Here is a 22680-nt window from a genome sequence, read left to right on the forward strand (position 1 = left end):
ATTTACCGACTCCATTTGATCTCAGTTTCCTTTGATGCCACATAAGCATCACTTCCGTTGCCACTTCCAGCGTCTTCTGCTTTTACATTTGCAAGTACATCTGCTTTAAACATTGCCGTTTCTGTCACGATAAAATTACCATGTTCCACAGAAACTTCATTCGTATCTTTCACAGATTCCAGATCCGGAAGTTTCAAAGCGTAACGGAAGCCGCCTTTTCCGTCTGGCTCGGCGATAATCACCGGTTTCAGCGTAATCGTGTAATAATTATAAGCTCCACTGTCTGAAACATAATTTGACTCAATCGTCACATTGTATACTTCCGGTTCAAAAGTATGGATTTTTTCCTCATCTGGTAAACCTTCCTGTGAATCATCCTCTTTTTCCTTCACATTCTCCCAGATCCATTTCCATTCTTCCTCAGAAGTCTCTGTCTTCTCTTTTATCTTGCGGTATACATACTGCTGAAGTTCTACTTTCTTCTGTTCTTCTCCATCCACCGTTTCTGTCGTTTCGATAACCCGGAGTTTTCCTTCCAGCTTATTATCCTGTCCGGCTTCTGTCTCTGTCAGTTTTCCTTTCAGATTGATCGAATAGACTTCTGCACAGTCGATACTGCTCCATTTCAGCACCGTACGCTCTGCATTCCACTGTTCTTCATGGGAAGGCACTTCCGGCGTATCGGTTACTTTTACCTTCTCTTCTTCTTCCACGGTATCTGCTTCTACTTCCGGTGCTGTCAGTTTTGCATACGGAAGCTGTACCGTTCCGACTTTCACCCACCGTGAGCTGACACTGCTGTTACCGGAAGAAATTCTGGTGTAGTACGCGATCCATTTACCGGCATAGCGAATTGAGAAATTATTCATAAAGTGGTAATAATCCTGTGCATTTTCCATGTTCATCTGAACCGGAACAAAATTATCCTCATAAGTCTGCGGATAAATCTTTATCATACGATTCCCCGGATTCTCTACGGTAGAAGCTTCTGCATCCTCCTTGGAATTATAAACATAGGCTTTCAGAAGGTATGCGCTTCCTCCAGGTGGAATGCTTTCTTTCGATGCGGCAATGTTGATTCTCAGACCTTCTGCCGTTCCGTTTTTAAAATCTTCCGCATCTACCGGCTTCTCCTTATCATGTGTCCAGCTGACTTTCCATCCATCCAGTACCGGAGCTGCAAGTCTGCTCGGAATTTCCAGTTCATAGGTCACACCCGGAGCACTGTCTACATAGACATTCTTATCACTCGTTTTGGCTACCAGATAGACAATGATTCGTTTGCCCGCATAAGCTTCCAGATTGATCGTCTTTGAATAGCTGCCATCTTTTGCTTCACGCTTCGAGATCACATCTCCCATGGCTGTTTCTTTTCCGAGCTCGCCAGAATTGCTGTACTCGCGAACATAGATCTGGTATCCCATACAATAAGTCTCATCTGAGATTTTTGCCCAGCTGACATTGTAATTCAGTTCATTTTCATCCACATTCACTACCGATGGCTGTCCCGGCTTTTCCAGACGCTGTGATACATTGTAGATCGCTGTGGAAGAAAGTCCGATCTGACTTTTTGATGCATCTCCGATACGGGTTACTTTCAGACGGATCTGGGTGTAATTCCAGTCATCTCCGTCTGCGGTAAAGCTTCGCCCGCTCTCTTTATATGCGCTTGTATCAATCGTAACTTCCTTGCCGTCTGCATCAATACCGGTCATCTCGATCTTATACTTCGGATCGGATGTCGCAGCCAGATTCTTGTCCCACGAGAAGGTGTACTGCATCCGGTTCTCATCATCATAGGTCGGTTCCAGGTTGGATCCGTCTTTCTGATCAAGTACCGGGGCTGCCAGCCAGGTGAACAGTCTGCCCGAAGTATAGTTATAATCATTAAAATATCCTCTGTTATTCTTCAAAACCGTACTGAAACTATACTTCCATTCACATTTTTCTGTTCCGTCGGTCTGCTCCTCAACATCAGCCAGCTCAATTATATTTGCAGCATTTTCTGTATCTACATCATAATATGTGTAGACTGGTCCAAGACCAGACTGTGAATACCAGAGACGAATCTTCAGGTTCGATGCATCCCGCAGATAATCTGGAAGATTTGCAAATGTCGCTACTGCATTTCCTTTGGATACTGACATCATATCGGTTTTTGCAAACACAACATTCTGTTTTTCTGAAGTTCCGCTCTTCCATGTTCCAATCAGTTCTGCACGATAAATGGTAGGTGTTTCTACAATGTTTGTATTTGCTCCCTCAAGTGTGACGTTAATCTTCAGATCATCCAGACTGCTTCCGCTGATCGATGTCGTTGCCTTCACCCGGTCATTGCTGTTATAAGTTCCCACTTTAATTTGTGGCTGATAATTCGGAAGATATACCGGCACAGAAGTAAGTATTGATGACTGATAACCATCTCCTGTTGCCTGTGCATTAATCTGATACCATTTTTCATCATAAGCAATGTAAAGCCTTCCTGTCGGATTTTTCGCATTCAGAGTCAATGATTCATATCGTCCAAACAGACTGATTTTCACCTGCCATCCCGGATACTTCTTGTTATAAACATCCAGATTATTTAAACTATAACGATAGGTATACTGACCCGATTCCGTTCCTGTTTCGATCAGTTCTACTTTCACATCTGGCTCAGGCAATATTCCTTCTCCCTGTGTTACTTCTGCATTTATTGCTTCTGACTCTTCTATATCGTCATACATACTCTTTGAGCGAACTGTGATCTTTAATACTCCGGACATTCCTGCCGGAATATCAAAACTCTCTTTCTCTGTATACATCACATGTTCTTCTGTCACGCCCTGATCATCTGCAATTGATACAACATAAGCAAATGGATCACATTTTTCCTGTGTTAAAGAATCTTCAAGATCTTTTGGTATAACAACCATCGTAATCTGTCCATCCGCAACTGTTGCTTTTGCTGCAGCTGGCGCCAGAATCTTTTCACTTCCGGAATCTGAAACAATTCCTTCGATACGGCGATAACTGGTTCGAGTATCTTCTATCAGTACATTATCTGGATTGGTAATATAGGATCCATATAACTTATCCCATGCTGGTACCTCACCTTTTTCCAAATAGAACAACACTTCTCCTATTACGTTATTGTTATATTTTATATAACGTCCATCCAATCTACACGATGCTCCGTCCACCGTTTGCTGTGCATAAATATACGCTGCAAAATACTGCTCATTATCCATATCATACAGGAAGAAATAATCACAGGTATAGGTACTAAATTTTTTATTATCCCCTCTTCCATATGACTTCAACCCGCCTGCATCCAAACCGTTTTTTGCTTTTCCACTTCCTGTTTTGCTTCTGGAAATCCGGACATTGGTAAATGCCCATGGAGTACTCTCCTTTGATCCATCCAAATAAAAATTATTTTTCCGATTTTCTGCCGACATCATTTCCGGTCTTCCATTTTTTGTATAATCACTTGCTGCCGAATAAACCGGATAATTTGTTTTATTATAATTGCTGTCACCTAAATTCAATGAATAACATTCTTTTACAATCGTGTTTTCCGACCATGAAGCACCTGCTTTATCGCTTTCACCATACCGGTCTCCAAAAATGCCACTCGCAAAATTATCACCATTTAACTTATTACCAAAATTCCGGCATCTCTCAATCCGGATAACAACATTCTGTGTTGATGTCTGTATTGCATATCCATCTGCTTCATCACACGACAGGAAACCAAAAATTCCAGATGCCATGGATGAAGAGTAAATCTGTACTCCTGCCTCATTCACACAATCTAATATCTGTACAGTAAAACTCTGTCCCCGACTGATATTTCCAGTTCGATAGGTTGTAATATTTCCAAGGATTCCGGCACTGTCATTTGCTCCGCTTCCAGATGTACCATTCTGTCTGTAAATACTTCCATAATTGTTACAGCTTACAATATTATAAGTATCTTTTTCATATGGATGATAGAGCTGTGCAACAATACCACTGGACGCACCAATCCATCCGGCACTGTATGTAGTCTGCAAGTTACCATAATTTCTGCATTTTTCAATGGTTCCGCCAGTTCCTGTCCACTGTCCCATAATTCCGCCGGAATAATGAGTATTATAGCAATAAATCGTTCCGTAATTGATACAGTTTTTGATATTCCAGTCACTTGAAGTTGAATTGTTCTGATTTCCGATAATTCCACCGGCAAATCGGTTGGTAATTCCGGTCGACAGCTCACGTCCGACAAACGCTCCATTGATCAAGTAAGTCGAATCATTTTCAGACTCATTCATTCCGATAATTCCACCGGTACCTACACTGAGTGCCTGTGATTTATTCAGTATAAACCAGTTACCTGACACACACTTATTAACCGAACCGGTTGTCCCGTTAAAGGCAGTAATACCTCCCAGATTTCCGTTTGCATTCATATACATCAACATCTTTCCAGATGTAATATTTGTATTGTCTGAATACTTTTTGCCACCAGACCAGCTGCTATAATTGACATATTTGTTTCCATCTTCGCGCAGTCCGGATTTACGTGCTCTCTGGTTCATTTTATCAAGCGTATCTTCCTGTATATCATCTAATATGATATCCGAGGTTTCACCACTTCCGGACATTTCGATTGCACCCTTATTAAATCCGGTCACACCACCAAGCATACCTGCTTCTGCTGACAGACTGCTGGATGCATTATCCTCAAGCATACAGCCATCAATAGAACCATCTGTCTCATTTTTTCCGGCAATTCCGCCGACATGGCTGGACAGTGCTTCTTTTTGTTCTGCTGTGCTTGAACTTGTCGCACTATAGACTCCCTGAATATTCATTTTGATATAAGGAACCTTATCGTCTTTCAGCAGCACATAATTGATTCCGGCAATTCCGCCATAACAGTTTCCGGCTTCACTGCTTGCTTCTGTCATTTCTCCGGAATAAGCACAGCTTATGACGGAAATACCATCTATTCCATTCTGCAAAATCGTGGCATTACCATTACTTCCAACAATTCCACCAAGATACTTATATCCACTGAAATCATTAAAATTCACACCTTCTGCCACAACCTTTACCACCGTCCCCTGGTTCATGCCGACAGCGCCTCCGACAACCAGCGCAGTCTGCTGTACATTGATTTCCGGCATGGTCGTAATCTTTGTCACACTTCCTGTCGCCTGGGAATCTCCTACGGTTCCGTTATTTAATCCGGTAATTCCTCCGATAATGACCGCACTTCCCTTAAGGACCACGTTTTCTTTCGGTGCACTTCCCAGTATCGTTCCGTTATTCACTGCACAGATTGCTCCTGCGTCCATGACGCCCAGACTGTAAATCTCTGCCTTTGTCGTTTTTGTTCCCTGAACGTTGCAGTTCTCAATAATTCCATCCGCTTCATTTTGTGCCGCGATTCCTCCGGCATATCCGGAACTGCTGCTCACACTTCCGTAATCTTTACTGTTCGAAATCTTTGCCACATTAACTGCCGTAATTCCTCCCGCATATCCGGAATCCGCAGTTACTTTTCCTGCCCGGTTGATTGTATTGGTCACATTTCCACTGGTTGTACCGACAATTCCTCCAACCATTCCGTGGGTTGCCCGTACCTGACTCGCCTTGCATACCAGATACTGTGTTCCAGACTGGCCAAGAGAATCCTGTCCCAGATAGTTTCCAACAATTCCACCGACATTTTCATAACCGGTGATCCTCGCTCCGCTTCCGACAGCTACAATTTCTCCGTTTGTTCCGCCATCTCCGGTAACACTCAGAGTTCCTGTTTTTTCATTAATACCAATAATACCGCCCACATTCGTTCCGTGACTGCTCATAATGCTGCGGCTGATATTCTCGTCTTCAGCAACCTGGATCGTACCGCTGTTTCTACCTGCGATTCCACCAACATTATCACTGGCAGCAGAAATATTTGCATAGCTGGTGTTCTCTCTTATCACACCTTTGGTCAGATTCCAGCCGACGATTCCACCCAGATTCTGATTACCGGAAATTGTCTTTCCTGACATGGTACTGCATTTTTCAATGGTTCCTGCTGTGTAGCTTCTTGTTCCATCTGTAAATGTCGTATCGCTTCCGATATTCAGTCCGGCAATTCCACCGACATAACTAAGCGCTGCATTTCCAAAATGCTCACTGAGAGTACACTGGTAAATGAGCCCCGCATTCAGTCCGACCACTCCGCCGATTCCTGTGAAACCGGATAAACTTCCCTTGTTGGTACAGTTGTCGATGATCTGATTCTTAAGATTGACTCCGACAATTCCACCTGCCAGGTGCAGCTCCAGCTTTTCTGCCTCATCTGGCAGATTGATTCCCGAGCCAATCTCATTTTTTGCAAATGTCCCCAATTTCACCGTTCCGACCGCTTCACCAAACGCAGCAGATGTCAGAGAAATATTTCCCGAATTGGTACATTCTTTCACTACAATCCTGCTGTTCTTTTCACTGTATCCAAGAATCCCTCCTGTATACAGACTGGCAGTGATCGGAAGATTATTCGTCGTTGTGACCGTGATCCTTGTCATATTGGTATTGGTATATCCACTCGCATATACCGGGATATTATCCGCACTCAGTTCCGGCAGCAGTTTATCTGCATTTTCCCGCAACTCTCCTTCTGTTGTAGAATAGGTGCTGATATATCCAACCACACCACCACAGAATGCCTTTCCTTTGATCGTACCAAGGATGTTATCTGTATGGATTCCATCCATCACAAGATCGTTATTTGTATTTATCAGATTCGCTCCAATACATCCTCCGACAAAAAGCTGACCTTCCACGCTTCGTGGACGGATCTTTAAGTCTGATTCCGTCACAGACGCAGATGCATTTAATCCAAACGCACCACCTGCACATTTTCCAAATGCATAGATACGTCCACCGATCAGGGTGTAGTTGACACTGATCCTGGCATTCACATCATTGAATCCAACTACGCCACCGACATAATCTTCTCCAACCACGATACTGGAAACAGATTTGACCGTAATATTCTGGCTTTCTTCGGAAAACAGAATATTACCATCATTATATCCTGCAATTCCACCTGCATAATCCGCTTTTGCTTCCCAGTTATTTACAATCGTATTGTAAATAGAATTATCATAATCGGATAAGTAGCTTGCGCAGTTTGAGATCGTAGCTCCGTTGGCATTATATCCGACAATTCCACCAATGTATTTTTCATAACCAGCCGTCACACCATTATTGATACAATCTGTAAGTTCGACTGAACCTGCATTTTCACCAACGATTCCACCAACATAACTGTTACCAATCACATAGTTTCCATTTGTCGTGACAGAAACTCCTCCATGTGCCCGGATTGCCTGACTAATACCGCCAAGACCACCGGCAATACCACCGACATATTTTGATCCAAGCACATATCCACCGCTCTTTGTTGAACAGTTGGCAAGCAGGGAAACATTTCCATATCCGATGATACCACCAACATATTCTCCACGGAGTAATTCATCCTTTTTCGTCTGATCATACACATACCCGGTCTGTCCAGCAGCACTTGAAGCTCCATAAAGAAGCGTATTCTCACCATATCCGACAACTCCGCCGAAATATTTTCCTTCTTCATAATCGTCTGCAACGGAAGAAATATTGCAAAGTACAAGTCCGTCATTGCTACAGTCTGTCAGGTCCGACATTTCTTTTAGCACATCATCCCGATAGTTCGTATCCTCTAATGTACCAGTTACCTTTCCTGCAATTCCACCTGTACAGTAATTACCGTTGATGTTCGCATGGTTTTCGCATTCCGCAATTTTGGCACCATTCTTTTCGGTTGGCAGGCTTGCATATCCCACGATACCACCGATTCCTCTTGCTGTACTTTGGGAATTAGTATCCGGGATCTTGACATTCATAGACCCCGACATAGAAAGCTTTGTTGCCTGCCCTGCTGCTACCCTGGTGCCGTCTGCATTTGCCATACTTCCGATCACTCCACCGACCGCTGCCATAGCAAATCCATCAGATTCCCCTGCACCAGTCTGTTCAAGCGATACATTGACTGCTGTATCTTTTCCGGTCACTGCCGTATCTGATATGTTTCCCTCGCTTCGTCCGGCAAGGATTCCGATTCCTTTCAGTGACGAATACTTTCTGGTATCTGCCTTTTCCGTTCCAAAGGTCAGTTTCGGATTCTGGAGCGTCACCTGTTCGATCGTTCCCTTTACTTCACAGAACAGTCCCAGATACTCTGGTCTGCTCACCTGACCTGCTGTCTTCGTTTCGGTTCTTCCGGTTTTCTGTACTGCTGCAGCAGTCTGAAGTTCGTTTGCTGTTGTATCATCAATAATCGAGTCCTCACCCAGCTTCAGATTCGAGAGCAGCGTACTTCCACCCTTTCCTTTTAACGTATAGTCTGCAGGAAGCTCCGCAATTGCCGGAAAATCAATGACCGAAGTTTTGCTGTTCTCTTTCCAGGCCAGCTTCAGGACATTCTTCTGTCCGGAAACATTACCCGAAGTCTGCTGTGTCAGCTGATACACACCGGTACCGGCTGAAGTCCAGTCCATATTTTTATTGGTAAGTATGAAAGCCGGATTCTTTTCTCCCTCGTAATACCTGATATTTGAAAGATGACGGTACGCAGCAATCTTTACATCATTTGGGGATGTGTTGTCCGCATACATGGTATTCGCTGTATTAGATGATACCGACTCGCTGTCTTTATATTCCTTCTGGATCAAGTTGGCTGAATCTTTTCCGGCATAAGAAGTCGCTTTTACTGTTGCATAAATATTCTGTGCCTTTGCAAGATCTTTTGTCATAGACGCAAGGCGACAGATACTTGTGCTCAACGTTTTCTCATAAGCAGATGAATCCGATGCCAACGTTGCCTGTGTCTTCGCAGACATCATGGCATCAAGAACCAGAGAGTACTTATTATCGCTGTAAGTCAGCGGGAACTCCCATCCTTCACTTTCTTTATTCTTTCCATCCTTCAAAGTAACCGATGCCATCTGTCCACTGTCCGACTTATTCTGATCAATGGACCATCCGTTTTTCCGAAGATCATATGGCGATACAACCATACTGAAAAGCTTTTTGTCACTTCCTTTTAAATAGAAAGTAATCTCATAGCTTACATCCAGACTGCTGCCCACATTACTTGACCAGTTCAACGACAACCGTTCACTGTTCTGAAGACTGATCGTTGCAATACGAAGCTTCGTTGTACCAAGATTGACTGCATTTACCGTATCATCTGCGGAATAATAACCAAGCAGACGCTTGCTTCTGCTTTCGTATTCTCTGTCAAGCATGGTAAGCGAATGTTTTTCATCTTTCTCGGCATAATTCAGACTGTCGCATTTTGTTGCATAAAATGCAGAATACACTTCACCGGATTCGATATCAATTTCAATTGCGATCGCACCTTTGTATATATCTTTATCATAGGTATAATCATCGATCAGCGTAAGCACCGGATTCTTCTTTGAGTTCTTGCTGTCATAAGAATCTGCATTCAGCGTGATCGCGTAAATTTTTCCATTCAGGTTCAAATCTGATCCCGTATATTGGATCCCTTTTTTCTCAATCTGCTTTTTAAAACTGTCCCATTGACCGGATGACCGGTAATAAGTAAGCTTCGACTCTGCCGCCAGATAGACTGTCTTGGCATTCTCCTCATTCTTTCTAAATTCCGCTTTCCGCCAGTAATTGATAAAAAACGGAACTGCGACTGCTGCAATGATCGAAAGGATGATGAGTACTACCATCAGTTCTACCATTGTAAATCCTTTTTTTCTGTTTTTTCTCATATTCGTACACCTGCTATATATTCATTCATCAAACTCTAATTATACATAGTAAATTATAGCAGTTCTTTTACAAAAAAACAGCATCATTTTTAATGTTATTTGTAATTTTTCTCACCTTTTTCCTCGTTACTCTGCATTTCTCCGCCATTTGTCACGTTCTTCTGCTATTTTAACCTTCAAAAAAACGGTCCGCCAATTTCCTATGGAATAAAAAAAGAAAATCCTTCTCAGATCTTTCTCCAAAAAGCATTTTCTCTTTTTACAGATATTCTTTTTTCATAACCGCTGCTTCGGCACGCATATCCGGTCCGTGACATGCTCGCACCACTTAAATCACTGATTTTGAAGTGGGGGCTTCTTGCTCAATGGCTCTACTGAGCCAAGTATCTACAAGCTATCCTCGCGTGCCCCGCGATTCTTTTGCCCGGACACGGGCATGTTTTCTTATGATCCAATTGTCCGGATACGGACAGTTTATGCTGTCAACATCCTTCTTGCCTCTTCACGGATGTTGATTGCTGCATTACGGTCTCTGTCCATCTCATTTCCGCACGCACAGTGATAAACTCTTTCGGATAATTTCAGCTCTTTCTTTATCCTTCCACATTGACAGCATTTTTTACTGGAAGGAAAGAAACGGTCTACCTTTACCATTTTCTTTCCTCTCCACGCCAGTTTATAGTCTATCATTTCCCTGAACATTCCGTATCCATTATCATGTACGCTTTTTCCGAAATGCAGACATTGCCCCATTGCTTTCATATCGATGTCTTCCACTGCAACTGCATCATAACCGTCTGCAATCTTTCGGCTTAGTTTGTGCAGATAATCTCTTCTCTGATTTCGTATCTTTTCATGACATCTGGCAACTTTCTTTTTCTGCAGCTCATAATTATGACTTCCTCGTACGCATCTTGACAACTTTCGTTGCTCCCTCGCCAGTCTTTTTTCGTTTTTTCTAAAAAATCCTGCTTCTTCTGTCTCAATCTTTTCTGAAAATACTGCCATACCCTGCATTGCGTAATCTATTCCAAGTATCCTTGCGGTACTATAATCTGGTTCAGTTGCTTGGTTTTCACAACTGTACCCTTCATACAGCAGGCTTGCAAAGTATTTGCCGGATGGTTCCATACTGACTGTCACTGATTTTAGGCAAAAGCCTTCTGCTGGCTTCCTGTGTTTTTTCATGGCAATCCATTTTAATTTGGGAAGCCGGATCCGCTTACTTTCCACCAGGATATTTCCATTGACCACATTCGTTGTATAGCTGTTTCTGGAATGATGTTTTGACTTGAACCTTGGAAATCCAATCTTGGGATCCCGAAAAAAATTCTTATATGCCTTTTCCAGATGAAGCTGGACATTTGCCAGTGCCAGCGAATCTACTTCTTTCAGAAATGGATATTCTTTTTTATACATGGCCGGTGTATGTTTTAACATTTTCTTCGTCTTTTCATACTCCTGGATCTTATCATTAAGCATCTGATTATACAGAAAACGACAACAGCCAAATGTTTTGCCAAGAACTATCTTCTGTTCTTCTGTCGGATAAATTCGGAAACGATATGCTATGTTCAATACTTCTTCTCTCCCTGGGTTTCAATGTATTGACGGATTACTTCTACTGGGGCGCCTCCAGCTGTCAACAGACAAAAGCTCTGACTCCAAAAGGCTTCTTTCCAAAGTTTCTCTCTGAATACATCAGATACACTGAATGTGCATTATGATCTATTTTTTTCATGCAAATCAGTCCTCTCTCTAATAATCTATGTTTTCGACTGACTCTATTGTACCACGGAATTCGTTATCGAACAAGTGTTCTTTTTTTATTTTTGTGCAATTCATCTCCCACCTGCAGAGGAAGGAGAATTCTTGCTATATTATGTTAAACCAGTTTTCCCAGCACCGGAAGCTTTTTCAGATAAATTCTTCCGGAAAATGCAATATGCGGCAGCTCACAAAATTCACAGTTCTTCGGACAGATCGGTTTATATAACGGATCTGCCACAATGATCTCTGCATCTTTTAATGCCTCTTCCATCTCTTCTTCTCCGCAAGCCCATCTGTCCCCATCTGCCAGTAAGCCATCTGTTTCTTCCAGTGGACAAAGCACTTCCACACGACAGTCATACTTTTCTTCGATTCCCGCCGCCAGGGATTCCATGATCACAGGTTCCCCGACCAAAGTCACCTTCCGATCTTTTCTTCCCTGCATCCGATCCTTTCGATATGGCATCTGCTCTTTTTCTTCCAGTGCTTTCGCAATCCGCTCTGTATAAGAGCCAATCGGCGTTCCAACCACATATGGGGTTCCGAACTTTTCTTCCAGTACTTTCGCCGCACGAAGCCCGACCGAAGATACCACCAGATTCACCTCTGCTTCTCCTGCCTGCAAAAATGCATCCAGTTCATCTCCCATTGCCCAAGTAGACAGCACCTTCCATCCACAGGCTTTCAGGTTCTCTTTCAGCACCTCTACATGAGATACCGGTCCAAAGTCCAGTGGTGTCACACCAAGCAGATTGACGGTGCGTGCCTGAATCCGTCCTGTCTTTTCCCCGGTAAATCTTTTCGCGATCTCCTCTAATGCAATTCCTGCCCCATACACATAATCATGCATTCCGTTCGTCGGTACTGCAAATGCAGGAATCCCGGTTTCTTCTTCTAGTACCTGTGCCAGTGCCGGAAAATCGGTTCCATTCATATACGGAATTGGGGATCCTGCAAGGGCAATAAATTTCGGATGCAGCTCCCTTGCTGCCTCTTTGATATCATCCAGAAATTTTTCATCATTTCCCATGATCGCATCAATTTCTGTCAGACCGGAAATATAGATCAGACTGTCCTGATCGCACCAGCGGATCTCATCGTGAGTGTTGTAGGTCGAATTGCATCCGGACGGGTCGTGCATGACTGTCATGCCGCCAAGCTCATAAAGTGCAGAACACACACCGGATACATCCGCTGTATAAATTGGTATGATTCGATAAGATTGTCTCATATACAGCTTTCACACCCCCATCCTTTTCGCACAACCAGATCTTCCGTGTCTTTTTCTTCGGTAAATGCTTCGGCCATAAGCTCTGCCGTCCTGCGGATCCCGTCAAATCCGTAAAGACCGCCGCCCTGTACCATATTGACAAAATACGGACTTCCTGTAAACCACGCTGCCTTCTGTCCGATCGCCAGTATTTTTTCATCCGATGTTCTCGGAAGCACACGCATTTTCACCTGGATCGTTGCAATCAACTGCAGATCCGGTGCATGCTCCTTCAGCCACTCAAATTCCGCTTTTTCTTCCGGACTGATGGAATCCAGATAGATCCGTATTACCCGGAAACCATGAGTAAGCAGAAGCTTTGCAAGTCCCAGCGGACGCGGATGGTACAGATAATCAATGACAACCGCAGTGTCTCTGATCACCTCATGCGCCTTTTCCAGTGCCTTTTCACAGGCAGCAATTTCCTCTTCTACTGAAATCGTTTTCTCCAGCTTTCCATAGCCCATTGCCTGGCAGAAATTTTCCAGCTGTGCTGTGATCTCTTTATAATCAAAGCTGCCCGGCAGATACAGGTATGGCCGTTTCAGACGCTCCGAAATCACTTCCGCACCATACTTAGATGGTGGATAAGAAGATATAAAAAGTTTTCCTTCGGAAAGTGCCAGATAGTCTTCCCAGCTTTTACATCCCGGCAGTTCCCGGAAGATTCCCTGATGTGCCCGGACGATTCGTTTCAGATCTGCATTTTTTTCCAGTACGAAATCACTGCCGAGAAAACTCACGGCTTTTTCATCTGCTTTTCGCTTTGGAAGTGGTTCATAAATCGCTTTTCTCAGCTTCTGATCCGGTGTCGGTCCATGCTTCTGCATGATCGGATCCATATAACAGCGGATAAATGTAATCTTTGGGAACCTCTCTTCCAGTTCCTGATACACCCGTTCCAGATCGCATCCCAGAAAATGATGCAGACAGACGGTAAATAAAAGAACTGCTTTCGGTTTTTCTTCCAACTTATTCAGCACATCCGTCACGCCTTCGATGGTGATGTCCTCCAGATTTCCATTTAACAGATTCTCTTCTTTTACGATCACAAAGGAAAACCGGTCAGCCGCATTCATTTCCGCCGCTGTCAGCACCACACCTCGCATGCAGTTATCTGCACAGACATAGATCTGTCTTGCCTCCGGCATCAGCATTCCGGTATGTACGATGTTCCAGTTGCCGTGAACCGGCGAGTTAAATTCAAGTCCCTGTGCAAATGGAACCGGAAATGTGGCATCCTTGATGGCTACTGCCGCGCCTTTTTCATCCACCGGATGTCCTACCCGTTTTAACATGGTCTCTCCTCTCCGCACACTGCAAGGATCTGATCTGCCAGCTTCCGGTATTCCTCTGCCATCTGAGAATCCGGTGCATATTCCAGCAGAACCTTGCCGGCTTCTTCTGCTTCCATCACAAGTTCGCTCCGGTCAAGCTGTCCAATGATCTGCGTGTGAAAATCCCCTGCAAGCTCCCGCACCTTTTCTTCCTCTCTCGGAACCTCTCTTTTATTTAAAATAATACCGCCAAGGGAAGCATATCCCCGGTTCCTGAAATTCTCTACTGCCATTGCAATATTGGCCCCGGCATGGATCGCCATATTTTCACCGGATGTGATGATGAATACCTGATCCGCATAGCCTTTTCGCATGGGCATGGAAAAGCCACCGCAGACTACATCACCAAGTACATCATATAACACGATATCCGGCTGGTAGGTCTCATAAGCACCGGTTTCTTCCAGCTTCTCAAGGGCGGTGATAATCCCGCGTCCTGCACATCCAAGTCCCGGTGTCGGTCCACCTGCTTCTACACAGACCACACCTGCATAGCCAACCGTAACCATATCTTCCAGTTTTAGATTCTGTTGCTTCTGTTGGAACATTTCCAGTACGGTTGGAATCTCCTTTCCGTGTCGGAGCTGGATGGTCGAATCCGCCTTCGGATCACAGCCGATCTGCATGACCTTGTATCCTTTTTCGGCAAGTGCCACCGCAAGATTGGATACAGTTGTGGATTTTCCGATCCCGCCTTTTCCGTACACTGCTATCTTTTTCATTCCGCTTTTTCCTCCGCTTTCGTAATGACGTTCGAGTACGCCGTTTTTGTGGATACCCCATTCAGACGCCCGATCTTCCCTGACAAAGCACTGATCATATCTTGCGGTGCATCAATGGCGATGCTGATGATATTAATTCCCTTCTCCCGGTACGGAATTCCCATTCTTCCAATGATATACTCTCCTGCTTCATGCAGGTAATGGTTCAGTTCCTCAATCGCGGCAGGATTCTCCACAATAATTGAAATGACTGCTACTCTGGTGTCCATAAAAAGTCTCCTTTCTTTTTTGAAATATCACCGATTCCGCATTTCAGATTGTTTAGCAGATACGTGGCAGCAATTCTCCGCCCGGCTGTGGAAGAAGTGCCTGCGTTCCGATTTCTGTAGTCATGACTACTTTCCCCGGCTGCTCTGCAGTTACTTCTCCGATAATTGCCGCATTCTGTGAATACGGACATTTGTGCAGTACTTCTACAATCTTTTCTGCCTCTGCTTTTGGTGCCATAATGACCATTCTTCCTTCACATGCAAGGTAAAGTGGCTCCAGTCCAAGCATTCCGCAGACTCCCTTCACTTCTGGTGCAACCGGAACTTTTTCAGCATCCAGACGGATTCCAACATTACTCTGTCCCGCAATCTCATAAAGTACTGTTCCAACTCCACCTCTTGTCGCATCACGGATGACATGCAGATCATGTGTTGCATTTATCACTTCTTCTACAGTATGCCATAGTGGTGCACAGTCACTGGTCACATCCGCTTCGATTCCGAAGTCTTCTCTTGCAAGAAGGATCGTACAACCATGGCGTCCCACATCTCCGGTCACAATGATTGCGTCTCCCGGCTGTGCCAGTTCTCCTCCGACTTTTACGCCGTCCTCGATCTGTCCCATTCCGGTTGTTGTGATAAATACACCGTCTACCTGTCCCTTTCCTGCTACCTTGGTATCTCCGGATACAATACGGACACCGGCTTCTTTTGCCGTTTTCTCCATTGCTGCTGCAATCTCTTCCAGTTTTTCCATCGGAAATCCTTCTTCAATTACAAATGCACAAGTCAGATAAAGTGGTTTTGCTCCCATACATGCAAGGTCATTAACTGTTCCACAGATGGAAAGCTTTCCGATATTTCCTCCTGGGAAGAATGCCGGAGATACAATAAATCCATCCGTAGATACTGCCATTTTTCCGACTGGTGGTGTAAGAACTGCCGCATCATCCGCAGTCAGATCCGGATTGGCAAAATGTGCTGCAAATACTTTATCGATCAGCTCTGAAGTCTGCTTTCCGCCGGCTCCGTGTGCCATAGTTACTGTCTGGTTGTCCATTTTATTTTCCATTTTTAACTTCCTTCTCTCCTAATCGTTTCCGTATATATGATACCGGATTGTTCCGGTGTTCCATTCTTTCGTTTCCCTGATACCGGATTGTTTCGCACTTTCGTGCTCTCACAATCCTCAAAACATTCGTAATCCGCTCATTTTTCTTCGTAAAATCGCTACTTACTCATATTTTGGCGGGGATAAAGGTCAGAAGTCTTCCTGCAAGCAAGCTTGCGTCGATGTTCCATTCCTTCGTTTCCCTGATACCGGATTGTTTCGCACTTTCGTGCTCTCACAATCCTCAAAACATTCGTAATTCGCTCATTTTTCTTCGCAAAATGGCTACTTACTCATGTTTTGGCGGGGATAAAGGTCAGAAGTCTTCCTGCAAGCAAGCTTGCGTCAGACTTCTGACTTTTATCCCCTGGTATCATACATATAGTAAGCCGAGCATGCGCCCTCGCCGGATACCATGCAGGCTCCTACTGGGTGCTGCGGTGTACATACCTTGCCAAACACCTTGCAGTCGGACGGTTTGCATTTTCCCTGCAGTACATCTCCGCAACGGCATGCCGGATTTGCTTTTCCTTCGATCTTTGGCATATTGTATTTCTTTCTGGCATCGTATGCTTCCCATTCTTCTCTCAGCTGCATACCGGATCCCGGAATGATTCCAAGACCTCTCCACTCGCTGTCGCATCCTTCCATCAGTTCATTCACCAGCCTCTGTGCCTCACGGCTTCCTTCTCTGGTGACAACTCTCGGATAGCAGTTTACGAAGAACGGCTTTCCTTCCTGGAAGCGTACCAGTGCGACCGCAAGTGCTGTGAGCAGTTCTTTTGCCGTAAATCCTGCTACCACACCGCTGACTCCTTCTTTTACCAGTTCCTCACAAAGTTCGGTCCCCGTGATTGCATTGACGTGTCCCGGATATAAAAATACATCCGCACTGCCTTTGAGTGCCTCGTAGGCTCCCGGCATCGTCTTATTGGCAACCAGAAGAGAATAATTGGAAATTCCATCTTCCTTTGCCTGTTTAACCGAAAGGCATCCTGCAGGTGTCGTTGTCTCAAACCCAACGGATAAAAATGTCACCTGTTCTTCCGGATGATCTTTCGCATATCTTTCCGCATCTGCCGGTGAATAAACGATATGGATCTTCGCTCCTTTTTCTCTTGCTCCGGCAAGGCTCATCTGACTTCCCGGTACGCGGACCAGATCGCCGAAGGTACAGATCGTCACATTTTTCTCTAATGCCAGATAAATTGCTTCATCAATGAAGCTGACCGGTGTTACGCAGACCGGGCATCCCGGTCCTGAGATCAGTTCTACCTGCTTTGGTAAAAGTTTTCGGATCCCCAGACGGAAAATTTCATGGGTATGGGTTCCGCATACTTCCATGATCCGCACTGCCGGTCCGTCATAATTTTCTATGATCTCTCTGGCTGTTCGTTTCTTTTGTTCTTCCATTACAGCAGTTCCTCCATAAGCTGATCGGTCTCGCTTTCATCTTCATCGGTGATCTTTGCGATCGCAACTCCGGCGTGGACCATGACGTAATCACCTGGTTCCAGATTCTCCAGGAGCTTGGATGAAACCTCTCTTTTTGCACCGCCTGCGTCAACGACGGCGGTTCCGTTACTGATTTTTACAACTTTTGCTGATAATCCAACACACATGTGGGTAATTCCTCCTTTTCCTCTTTTATTTGTAAGTTCTAATAGCTTTAGATTAACTTTGTTTAAAATTTTTTATGTCTGATTTTAATTTTCTAAATCTATAAAGTCTGGTTTTATTTTATCTCATGCTTCTGTAAATATGCCATTGCGTAGGCTGCCTGACCAAGTGACAATCCTCCGTCATTTGGTGGAATGAGGTGATGGTGCAGGGTGATGAGACCTTGCTTAACCAGACCTTCTTCTACCAGCCGTAGTAGTAAGCGGTTCTGGAAAACTCCGCCGCTTAGGGCAACTTTCCGGATTCCGGTCTGATGACTTGCTGTAAGGACTGCGGATATGATCTGTCTTGCAAGTTCCTGGTGGAACTCGTATGCAAGTTGTCCGGTGCCTTCCCCAGCGAGACGTTTTTTTGCGAGGTTTTTGACTAATTCGCCGGTATTTAGAATCAGGCGGTCTTCTGCCGTTTCTGTAAATGGCTTAAGCATGAGGGGTTCGTATGGATGCTGCATTGTTTTTTCGTAAGCTTCTGCTGCGAACTCTAATGCCGTAGATGCTTCTCCCTCGAAAGTGGATTTTTTCCGGATTCCGAGGATAGCACTGACTCCATCAAAGAGACGGCCGGCACTGGTAGATTGAACAGCATTCAGGTGTCGTCCGGTCATTGTCACCAGTACTTTTGCCTCCGGTTCGGTGCAAAGTTCCAGTTTCTTCATCCATTCGACCGTTTTTTCTTTATCCTGCAATTCTTCATAGAGAAGAGAACCGGCAATTCGCCAGCCTTCTTTTGCAGAAAGATCTCCACCTACCTGCCAGAATGGCTTAATGCTGCCAAGTCTTTCAAATCCATTGTAATCACAACGAAGAATTTCTCCACCCCAGATGGTCCCATCCGTTCCATAGCCGGTTCCGTCAAAGGAAACGCCGATCACCGGATCTTCGCAGTCATTTTCTGCCATACAGGACAGAATATGTGCAAAATGGTGCTGTATCTTCAAAACCGGGAGTCCAAGTTCTTCCGCAACAACTGTCGCATTGTATTTCGGATGCAGATCGCATGCCACAACCTTTGGTTCTACCTCCAGAAGTGTTTCCATTCTGCCGATTGTTTCTTTTAAAGCTTCCACGGTGCGCAGATCTTCCAGATCTCCCACATAAGGGGATGGGTAAAATCTGCCGTCCACACCGATACTGAATGTATTTTTCAGTTCTCCTCCAGTGGCAAGTACCTGCCCTTTCCACGACATCTGAACCATGGTCGGAAGTGGCGCATAGCCTCTGGATCTGCGGATCATATATGGCTCATTTTTATAAAAATCCATCACTGAATCATCGGCACGGATCCGGATTTTCCGGTTGTGGGAAAGCATACAGTCGCACAGACGGGAAAGCTCCTGAATCGCTTCTTTGTCCTCCCTGCAGATCGGTGCACCGGATGTATTTCCACTGGTCATAACCAAAAAAGACGGCATCCGGATTCCATCATCATAGGTAAAGAGCAGAAGCTGTACCGGTGCATACGGCAACATTACTCCAACCTTTGGATTACCAGGTGCAATACTTTCGCAAAATGTTTCTTCACCATCTTCTTTTTTGTCCAGAAGCAGGATTGGTTTTTGATGTCCGGTCAGAATTTTTTCCTGTTCTTCACTGACCAGGCATTCTCTTTTCACAGATTCCAGATCTTTTGCCATAACTGCAAATGGTTTCGCCGGACGTTTTTTCAGTTCTCTGAGGCGCTTCACCGCCTCTTCATTAGTCGCATCGCAGCATAGGTGGAAACCTCCAATCCCCTTAATCGCCACAATTCCGCCTTCTGCAATGGTCCGTCTGGTGTAAATGATTGCGTCTCTTCCGCGTTCTTCTCTGCCGATCAGGTAGACCTCCGGACCACACTCGTTACAACAGACTGGCTGTGCATCGTATCTCCGGGTTGCCGGATCATAATATTCTTTTGCGCAATCCGGACACATCGGAAATTCTTTCATGCTGGTGCGCTCCCGGTCATACGGAAGGGCATCCAGGATCGTAAGTCTTGGCCCACAGCAGGTACAGTTGATAAATGGATGCAGATATCTACGGTTCTTCGGATCAAACATTTCTTCCTTGCATTCATCACAAATTGCAATATCCGGTGAGACAAAAATCTCACCTTTCGTCTTTTCACTTTCAATGATCGCAAACTCCGTAAAGTCTTCTGCTTCTTCTACCGGCTCAATATTCATTTTCAAAATCGCTGCCCGCTTCGGCGGCTTATTCTCAATATCCGAGATAAATCCATCCACTGCCTCTTCCGGTCCCTGCGCAAAGATTTCCACATACGGACCTTTATTGGACACGCTGCCCCGGATCTGATGCGTAGCCGCATGCCTGCTCACAGTCGGACGAAATCCTACGCCTTGCACGATCCCATAGACGCGGATCTGTTTTGTCACTTCATTTTTCATCTATTCACACAGTCTCCCTGACACTGCAAAATGTCTTGTATTTACGAAGATTCCCTGAAAATCCGGAACCATTTTTTCCATACATGCATCTGCGAAAATGATATCAAATCCACCATTTTTCACAAGATCGATATAATCATCTTCCTCACGCAACGACACATCCTGCGGACAGGCAAGCCCTTTTTTCCTCATAAACCAGGTTGCTGTCTGCACCTCTGCCGAATTCTCTCTTTTAAGAATTTCCTGCCGGATTGCTTCCGCCATCACCTGCTGGTGTACCACAAGGATCTTCTTTCCCTGATAGTCCAGATTCGGAACCAACTTACCTGCTGCCGGATAACCGATCTCATACGGCGTACCAAAGGTCTTTTCCAAATATTTGGCTGCTTCCAGTGCTGCCGCAGATACAACAATATTTTTGCCAGCTTCCGATGCCCTTTCTACTGCTTCAAGCCCATCGCCCATTCCATAGCAAATGGCTTCTTTTCCTTCTTTTTTCAGTTCCTCTCTTACTTTATCTGCTGCTTTCAGATCGCTTACATCCTGTGGCGTCATTCCAAGGATACCGACTTTTTCTTTGCATACCTCATATTTTTCCTTTGCAAATGCAGTAAATAATGCAAGATACGCTTTTTCTTCCCCTTTATCGTAAAGCTCCATTCCGTCGGTATCAATGGCAAGAATCGGAAGGTCGGTCTTTTTTTCACACATTCTTTTCAGTGCCTGGTAATCCGTTCCGATCACAGCCGGAACCGGAGTGCCGACAATCGCCGCAAAATTCGCATCAATCTTATCAGCTGCATCGACCAGCTTTGCGACCAGACGGTCATCTCTTCCAAGGATTGCATCCATATCACGAAGTCCTGCGCTGAATACTGCACTTTTCCGTTCAAACCATCTCGGCTCATCAAAACCGCAGACATTTCCTGTGCATCCTCCCGCGTCGCAGATGACGATGATTCCGCCAAGTTCATATAACACAGACACTGCACCCGACTGATCCGGTGCAAATGGTGTCAGATATTTTCTAAGTCCTCTCATGCTACACCTCCAAAAGGGTTTCAAACAACCGTGTCACACCTGCATAACCATAAGGCTGTCTGTCCTGATTCCAGATCACATTCGGCTGATCCGGATGATAGTATCCCGCATCCTTTCCAATGGTCATATTCACGCCGCTCTTTTCCGGATCGTAGTACAGCATGGTCGGTTCCATATTGGAAAATACCTTCGTCTCCGGGCTGAGCTGGGATAACTGGTTCAGGTAAATAAAGTTCTCTGCTGTCAGTGTTCCATAGATTTCCGGCACCTTAAATCCATATTTGATCATCGCAAGTGCCATTTCAAATGGATCTCCGTTCATGCATTCCCCAATCGCAAAGCTTGCCTCCGGCCGTTTCTCTTTGAATTTCGCCACGGTTTCTTCCGCTTTTTCACGATAAACTTCATCAGAAAATGTCACCCCAAGCACTTTTCCAAATGCCTGATACTGGCTGGCGATCTTGTCTGTCTGGTAGAGTCTCCTGAGTTCAATAAACGGAATCTGCAGACGGTTATGAAAATCCTCTGCCGCAAATCTGGCTTCCGGGTAAAGTACCAGATTAAAATTTGCCTCAGACATGGTCTGATATTCCTCATAGTCCTTGCATCTGGAGATTTCATGGATGGTCTTAACTCCTGCGCTGTGCAAAAGATCATACAGCTCACACTCATCGATCAGCGGCGAGAAAAATCCAAGCAGGTTCACCACATTTCCTTTTTTCTTCTTTGGCTCCAGAAGGGAATATAAAGACTGACGTACATGCACCATCGGCGGCTTTCTTCCTTCTCTTGTCAGCGCGTACATGTAGCATGGTCGAACCGGAAGTCCGGCTCTTTCTTCCGCTTTTCTGCACACACGCTCCATGTCCGTCCCAAGAAGAGCATCTACACAGGTAATACAGATCATCACAACGGACGGTCTCTTTTCACAGCAATTGCAGATTTCTTCTACTGCCTTCGGAATCTTTTTCAAATGACGTCCCGTTACGATATCGGTCTCGTCCATCATCAGATAGAAAAAACGGTTATCATATTCCCTCATGGAGCTGATAAGCGAAGTATTTCGTCCACAGCAGCCCGGTGCCACGATCAGCATGATCGAATCCGGCACAGCAAGTCCCGCTCTTTTTACTCCGAATCCTTCTGCTCCCGGTGAGTTAAATGCAAGCGTTGCCGGTGAGCTGTAGATCAGGTGTGTATTCGACCGGAGCTGTGCCGGAATCGCATCTCTTCCCAGTTTATTTAATTCTTTTACAGTACAATAATATGCTCCTTTTGCCATACC

The 22680-nt window shown here is 44.9% G+C and carries 12 protein-coding genes and 1 pseudogene; all 13 read right to left on the reverse strand.

The window, feature by feature from the left end:
* Positions 1-2: 2 nt before the first annotated feature.
* Positions 3-9809 (reverse strand): type II secretion system protein, encoded by a 9807-nt coding sequence (locus PGW42_RS00445; protein ID WP_270203081.1) that lies wholly within the window; start codon positions 9807-9809, stop codon positions 3-5.
* Positions 9810-10283: 474 nt separating this feature from the next.
* A complete protein-coding gene (locus PGW42_RS00450; RefSeq protein WP_270203079.1) occupies positions 10284-11387 on the reverse strand; it encodes an RNA-guided endonuclease TnpB family protein in 1104 nt (367 codons plus the stop codon).
* Positions 11384-11503 (reverse strand): annotated as a pseudogene (locus tag PGW42_RS00455) (transposase); the annotation flags it as partial. The pseudogene PGW42_RS00455 and the gene PGW42_RS00450, both read right to left, overlap by 4 nt.
* A 191-nt stretch (positions 11504-11694) precedes the next feature.
* Entirely contained in the window at positions 11695-12810 is a 1116-nt protein-coding gene (locus tag PGW42_RS00460) for a nitrogenase component 1 (RefSeq protein WP_270203078.1), read from the reverse strand.
* Entirely contained in the window at positions 12807-14147 is a 1341-nt protein-coding gene (locus PGW42_RS00465) for a nitrogenase component 1 (protein WP_270203077.1), read from the reverse strand. Before PGW42_RS00465 ends, PGW42_RS00460 begins: the two co-directional genes overlap by 4 nt.
* Positions 14141-14908 carry a nitrogenase iron protein NifH gene (locus tag PGW42_RS00470; protein ID WP_270203076.1) on the reverse strand — a complete coding sequence of 256 codons (768 nt, stop codon included), beginning with the start codon at positions 14906-14908 and terminating at the stop codon, positions 14141-14143. Before PGW42_RS00470 ends, PGW42_RS00465 begins: the two co-directional genes overlap by 7 nt.
* Positions 14905-15177, reverse strand: coding sequence for a TM1266 family iron-only hydrogenase system putative regulator (locus tag PGW42_RS00475; RefSeq protein ID WP_008372338.1), 273 nt, complete (start codon positions 15175-15177; stop codon positions 14905-14907). The genes PGW42_RS00470 and PGW42_RS00475 overlap by 4 nt, the downstream gene beginning before the upstream one ends.
* A 52-nt stretch (positions 15178-15229) precedes the next feature.
* Positions 15230-16249: a hydrogenase expression/formation protein HypE gene (gene hypE / locus PGW42_RS00480; protein ID WP_243263129.1), complete on the reverse strand. Its 1020-nt coding sequence runs from the start codon at positions 16247-16249 to the stop codon at positions 15230-15232.
* A gap of 399 nt (positions 16250-16648) precedes the next feature.
* On the reverse strand, positions 16649-17701 hold the full coding sequence (hypD, locus tag PGW42_RS00485; RefSeq protein ID WP_118217774.1) for a hydrogenase formation protein HypD: 1053 nt from the start codon (positions 17699-17701) through the stop codon (positions 16649-16651).
* On the reverse strand, positions 17701-17910 hold the full coding sequence (locus tag PGW42_RS00490) for a HypC/HybG/HupF family hydrogenase formation chaperone (RefSeq protein WP_022220582.1): 210 nt from the start codon (positions 17908-17910) through the stop codon (positions 17701-17703). Before PGW42_RS00490 ends, hypD begins: the two co-directional genes overlap by 1 nt.
* Before the next feature lie 113 nt (positions 17911-18023).
* Positions 18024-20354, reverse strand: coding sequence for a carbamoyltransferase HypF (gene hypF / locus PGW42_RS00495; RefSeq protein WP_270203075.1), 2331 nt, complete (start codon positions 20352-20354; stop codon positions 18024-18026).
* A complete protein-coding gene (locus tag PGW42_RS00500; RefSeq protein ID WP_270203074.1) occupies positions 20355-21395 on the reverse strand; it encodes a nitrogenase component 1 in 1041 nt (346 codons plus the stop codon). It abuts the gene before it with no gap.
* 1 nt (position 21396) lies between these two features.
* A complete protein-coding gene (locus PGW42_RS00505) occupies positions 21397-22677 on the reverse strand; it encodes a nitrogenase component 1 (protein ID WP_270203073.1) in 1281 nt (426 codons plus the stop codon).
* Positions 22678-22680 lie beyond the last annotated feature (3 nt).

The sequence above is a fragment of the Coprococcus sp. TM115-187 genome, assembly GCF_027679115.1.
GTDB classification, from domain to species: Bacteria; Bacillota; Clostridia; order Lachnospirales; family Lachnospiraceae; genus Allocoprococcus; species Allocoprococcus comes.

What these genes read in the sequence shown, in the direction of transcription:
- PGW42_RS00445 (WP_270203081.1), bottom strand. Translation starts at nt 9,809, where the DNA reads ATGAGAAAAAACAGAAAAAAAGGATTTACAATGGTAGAACTGATGGTA.
- PGW42_RS00460 (WP_270203078.1), bottom strand. Translation starts at nt 12,810, where the DNA reads ATGAGACAATCTTATCGAATCATACCAATTTATACAGCGGATGTATCC.
- PGW42_RS00465 (WP_270203077.1), bottom strand. Translation starts at nt 14,147, where the DNA reads ATGTTAAAACGGGTAGGACATCCGGTGGATGAAAAAGGCGCGGCAGTA.
- PGW42_RS00470 (WP_270203076.1), bottom strand. Translation starts at nt 14,908, where the DNA reads ATGAAAAAGATAGCAGTGTACGGAAAAGGCGGGATCGGAAAATCCACA.
- PGW42_RS00475 (WP_008372338.1), bottom strand. Translation starts at nt 15,177, where the DNA reads ATGGACACCAGAGTAGCAGTCATTTCAATTATTGTGGAGAATCCTGCC.
- hypE (WP_243263129.1), bottom strand. Translation starts at nt 16,249, where the DNA reads ATGGAAAATAAAATGGACAACCAGACAGTAACTATGGCACACGGAGCC.
- hypD (WP_118217774.1), bottom strand. Translation starts at nt 17,701, where the DNA reads ATGGAAGAACAAAAGAAACGAACAGCCAGAGAGATCATAGAAAATTAT.
- PGW42_RS00490 (WP_022220582.1), bottom strand. Translation starts at nt 17,910, where the DNA reads ATGTGTGTTGGATTATCAGCAAAAGTTGTAAAAATCAGTAACGGAACC.
- hypF (WP_270203075.1), bottom strand. Translation starts at nt 20,354, where the DNA reads ATGAAAAATGAAGTGACAAAACAGATCCGCGTCTATGGGATCGTGCAA.
- PGW42_RS00500 (WP_270203074.1), bottom strand. Translation starts at nt 21,395, where the DNA reads ATGAGAGGACTTAGAAAATATCTGACACCATTTGCACCGGATCAGTCG.
- PGW42_RS00505 (WP_270203073.1), bottom strand. Translation starts at nt 22,677, where the DNA reads ATGGCAAAAGGAGCATATTATTGTACTGTAAAAGAATTAAATAAACTG.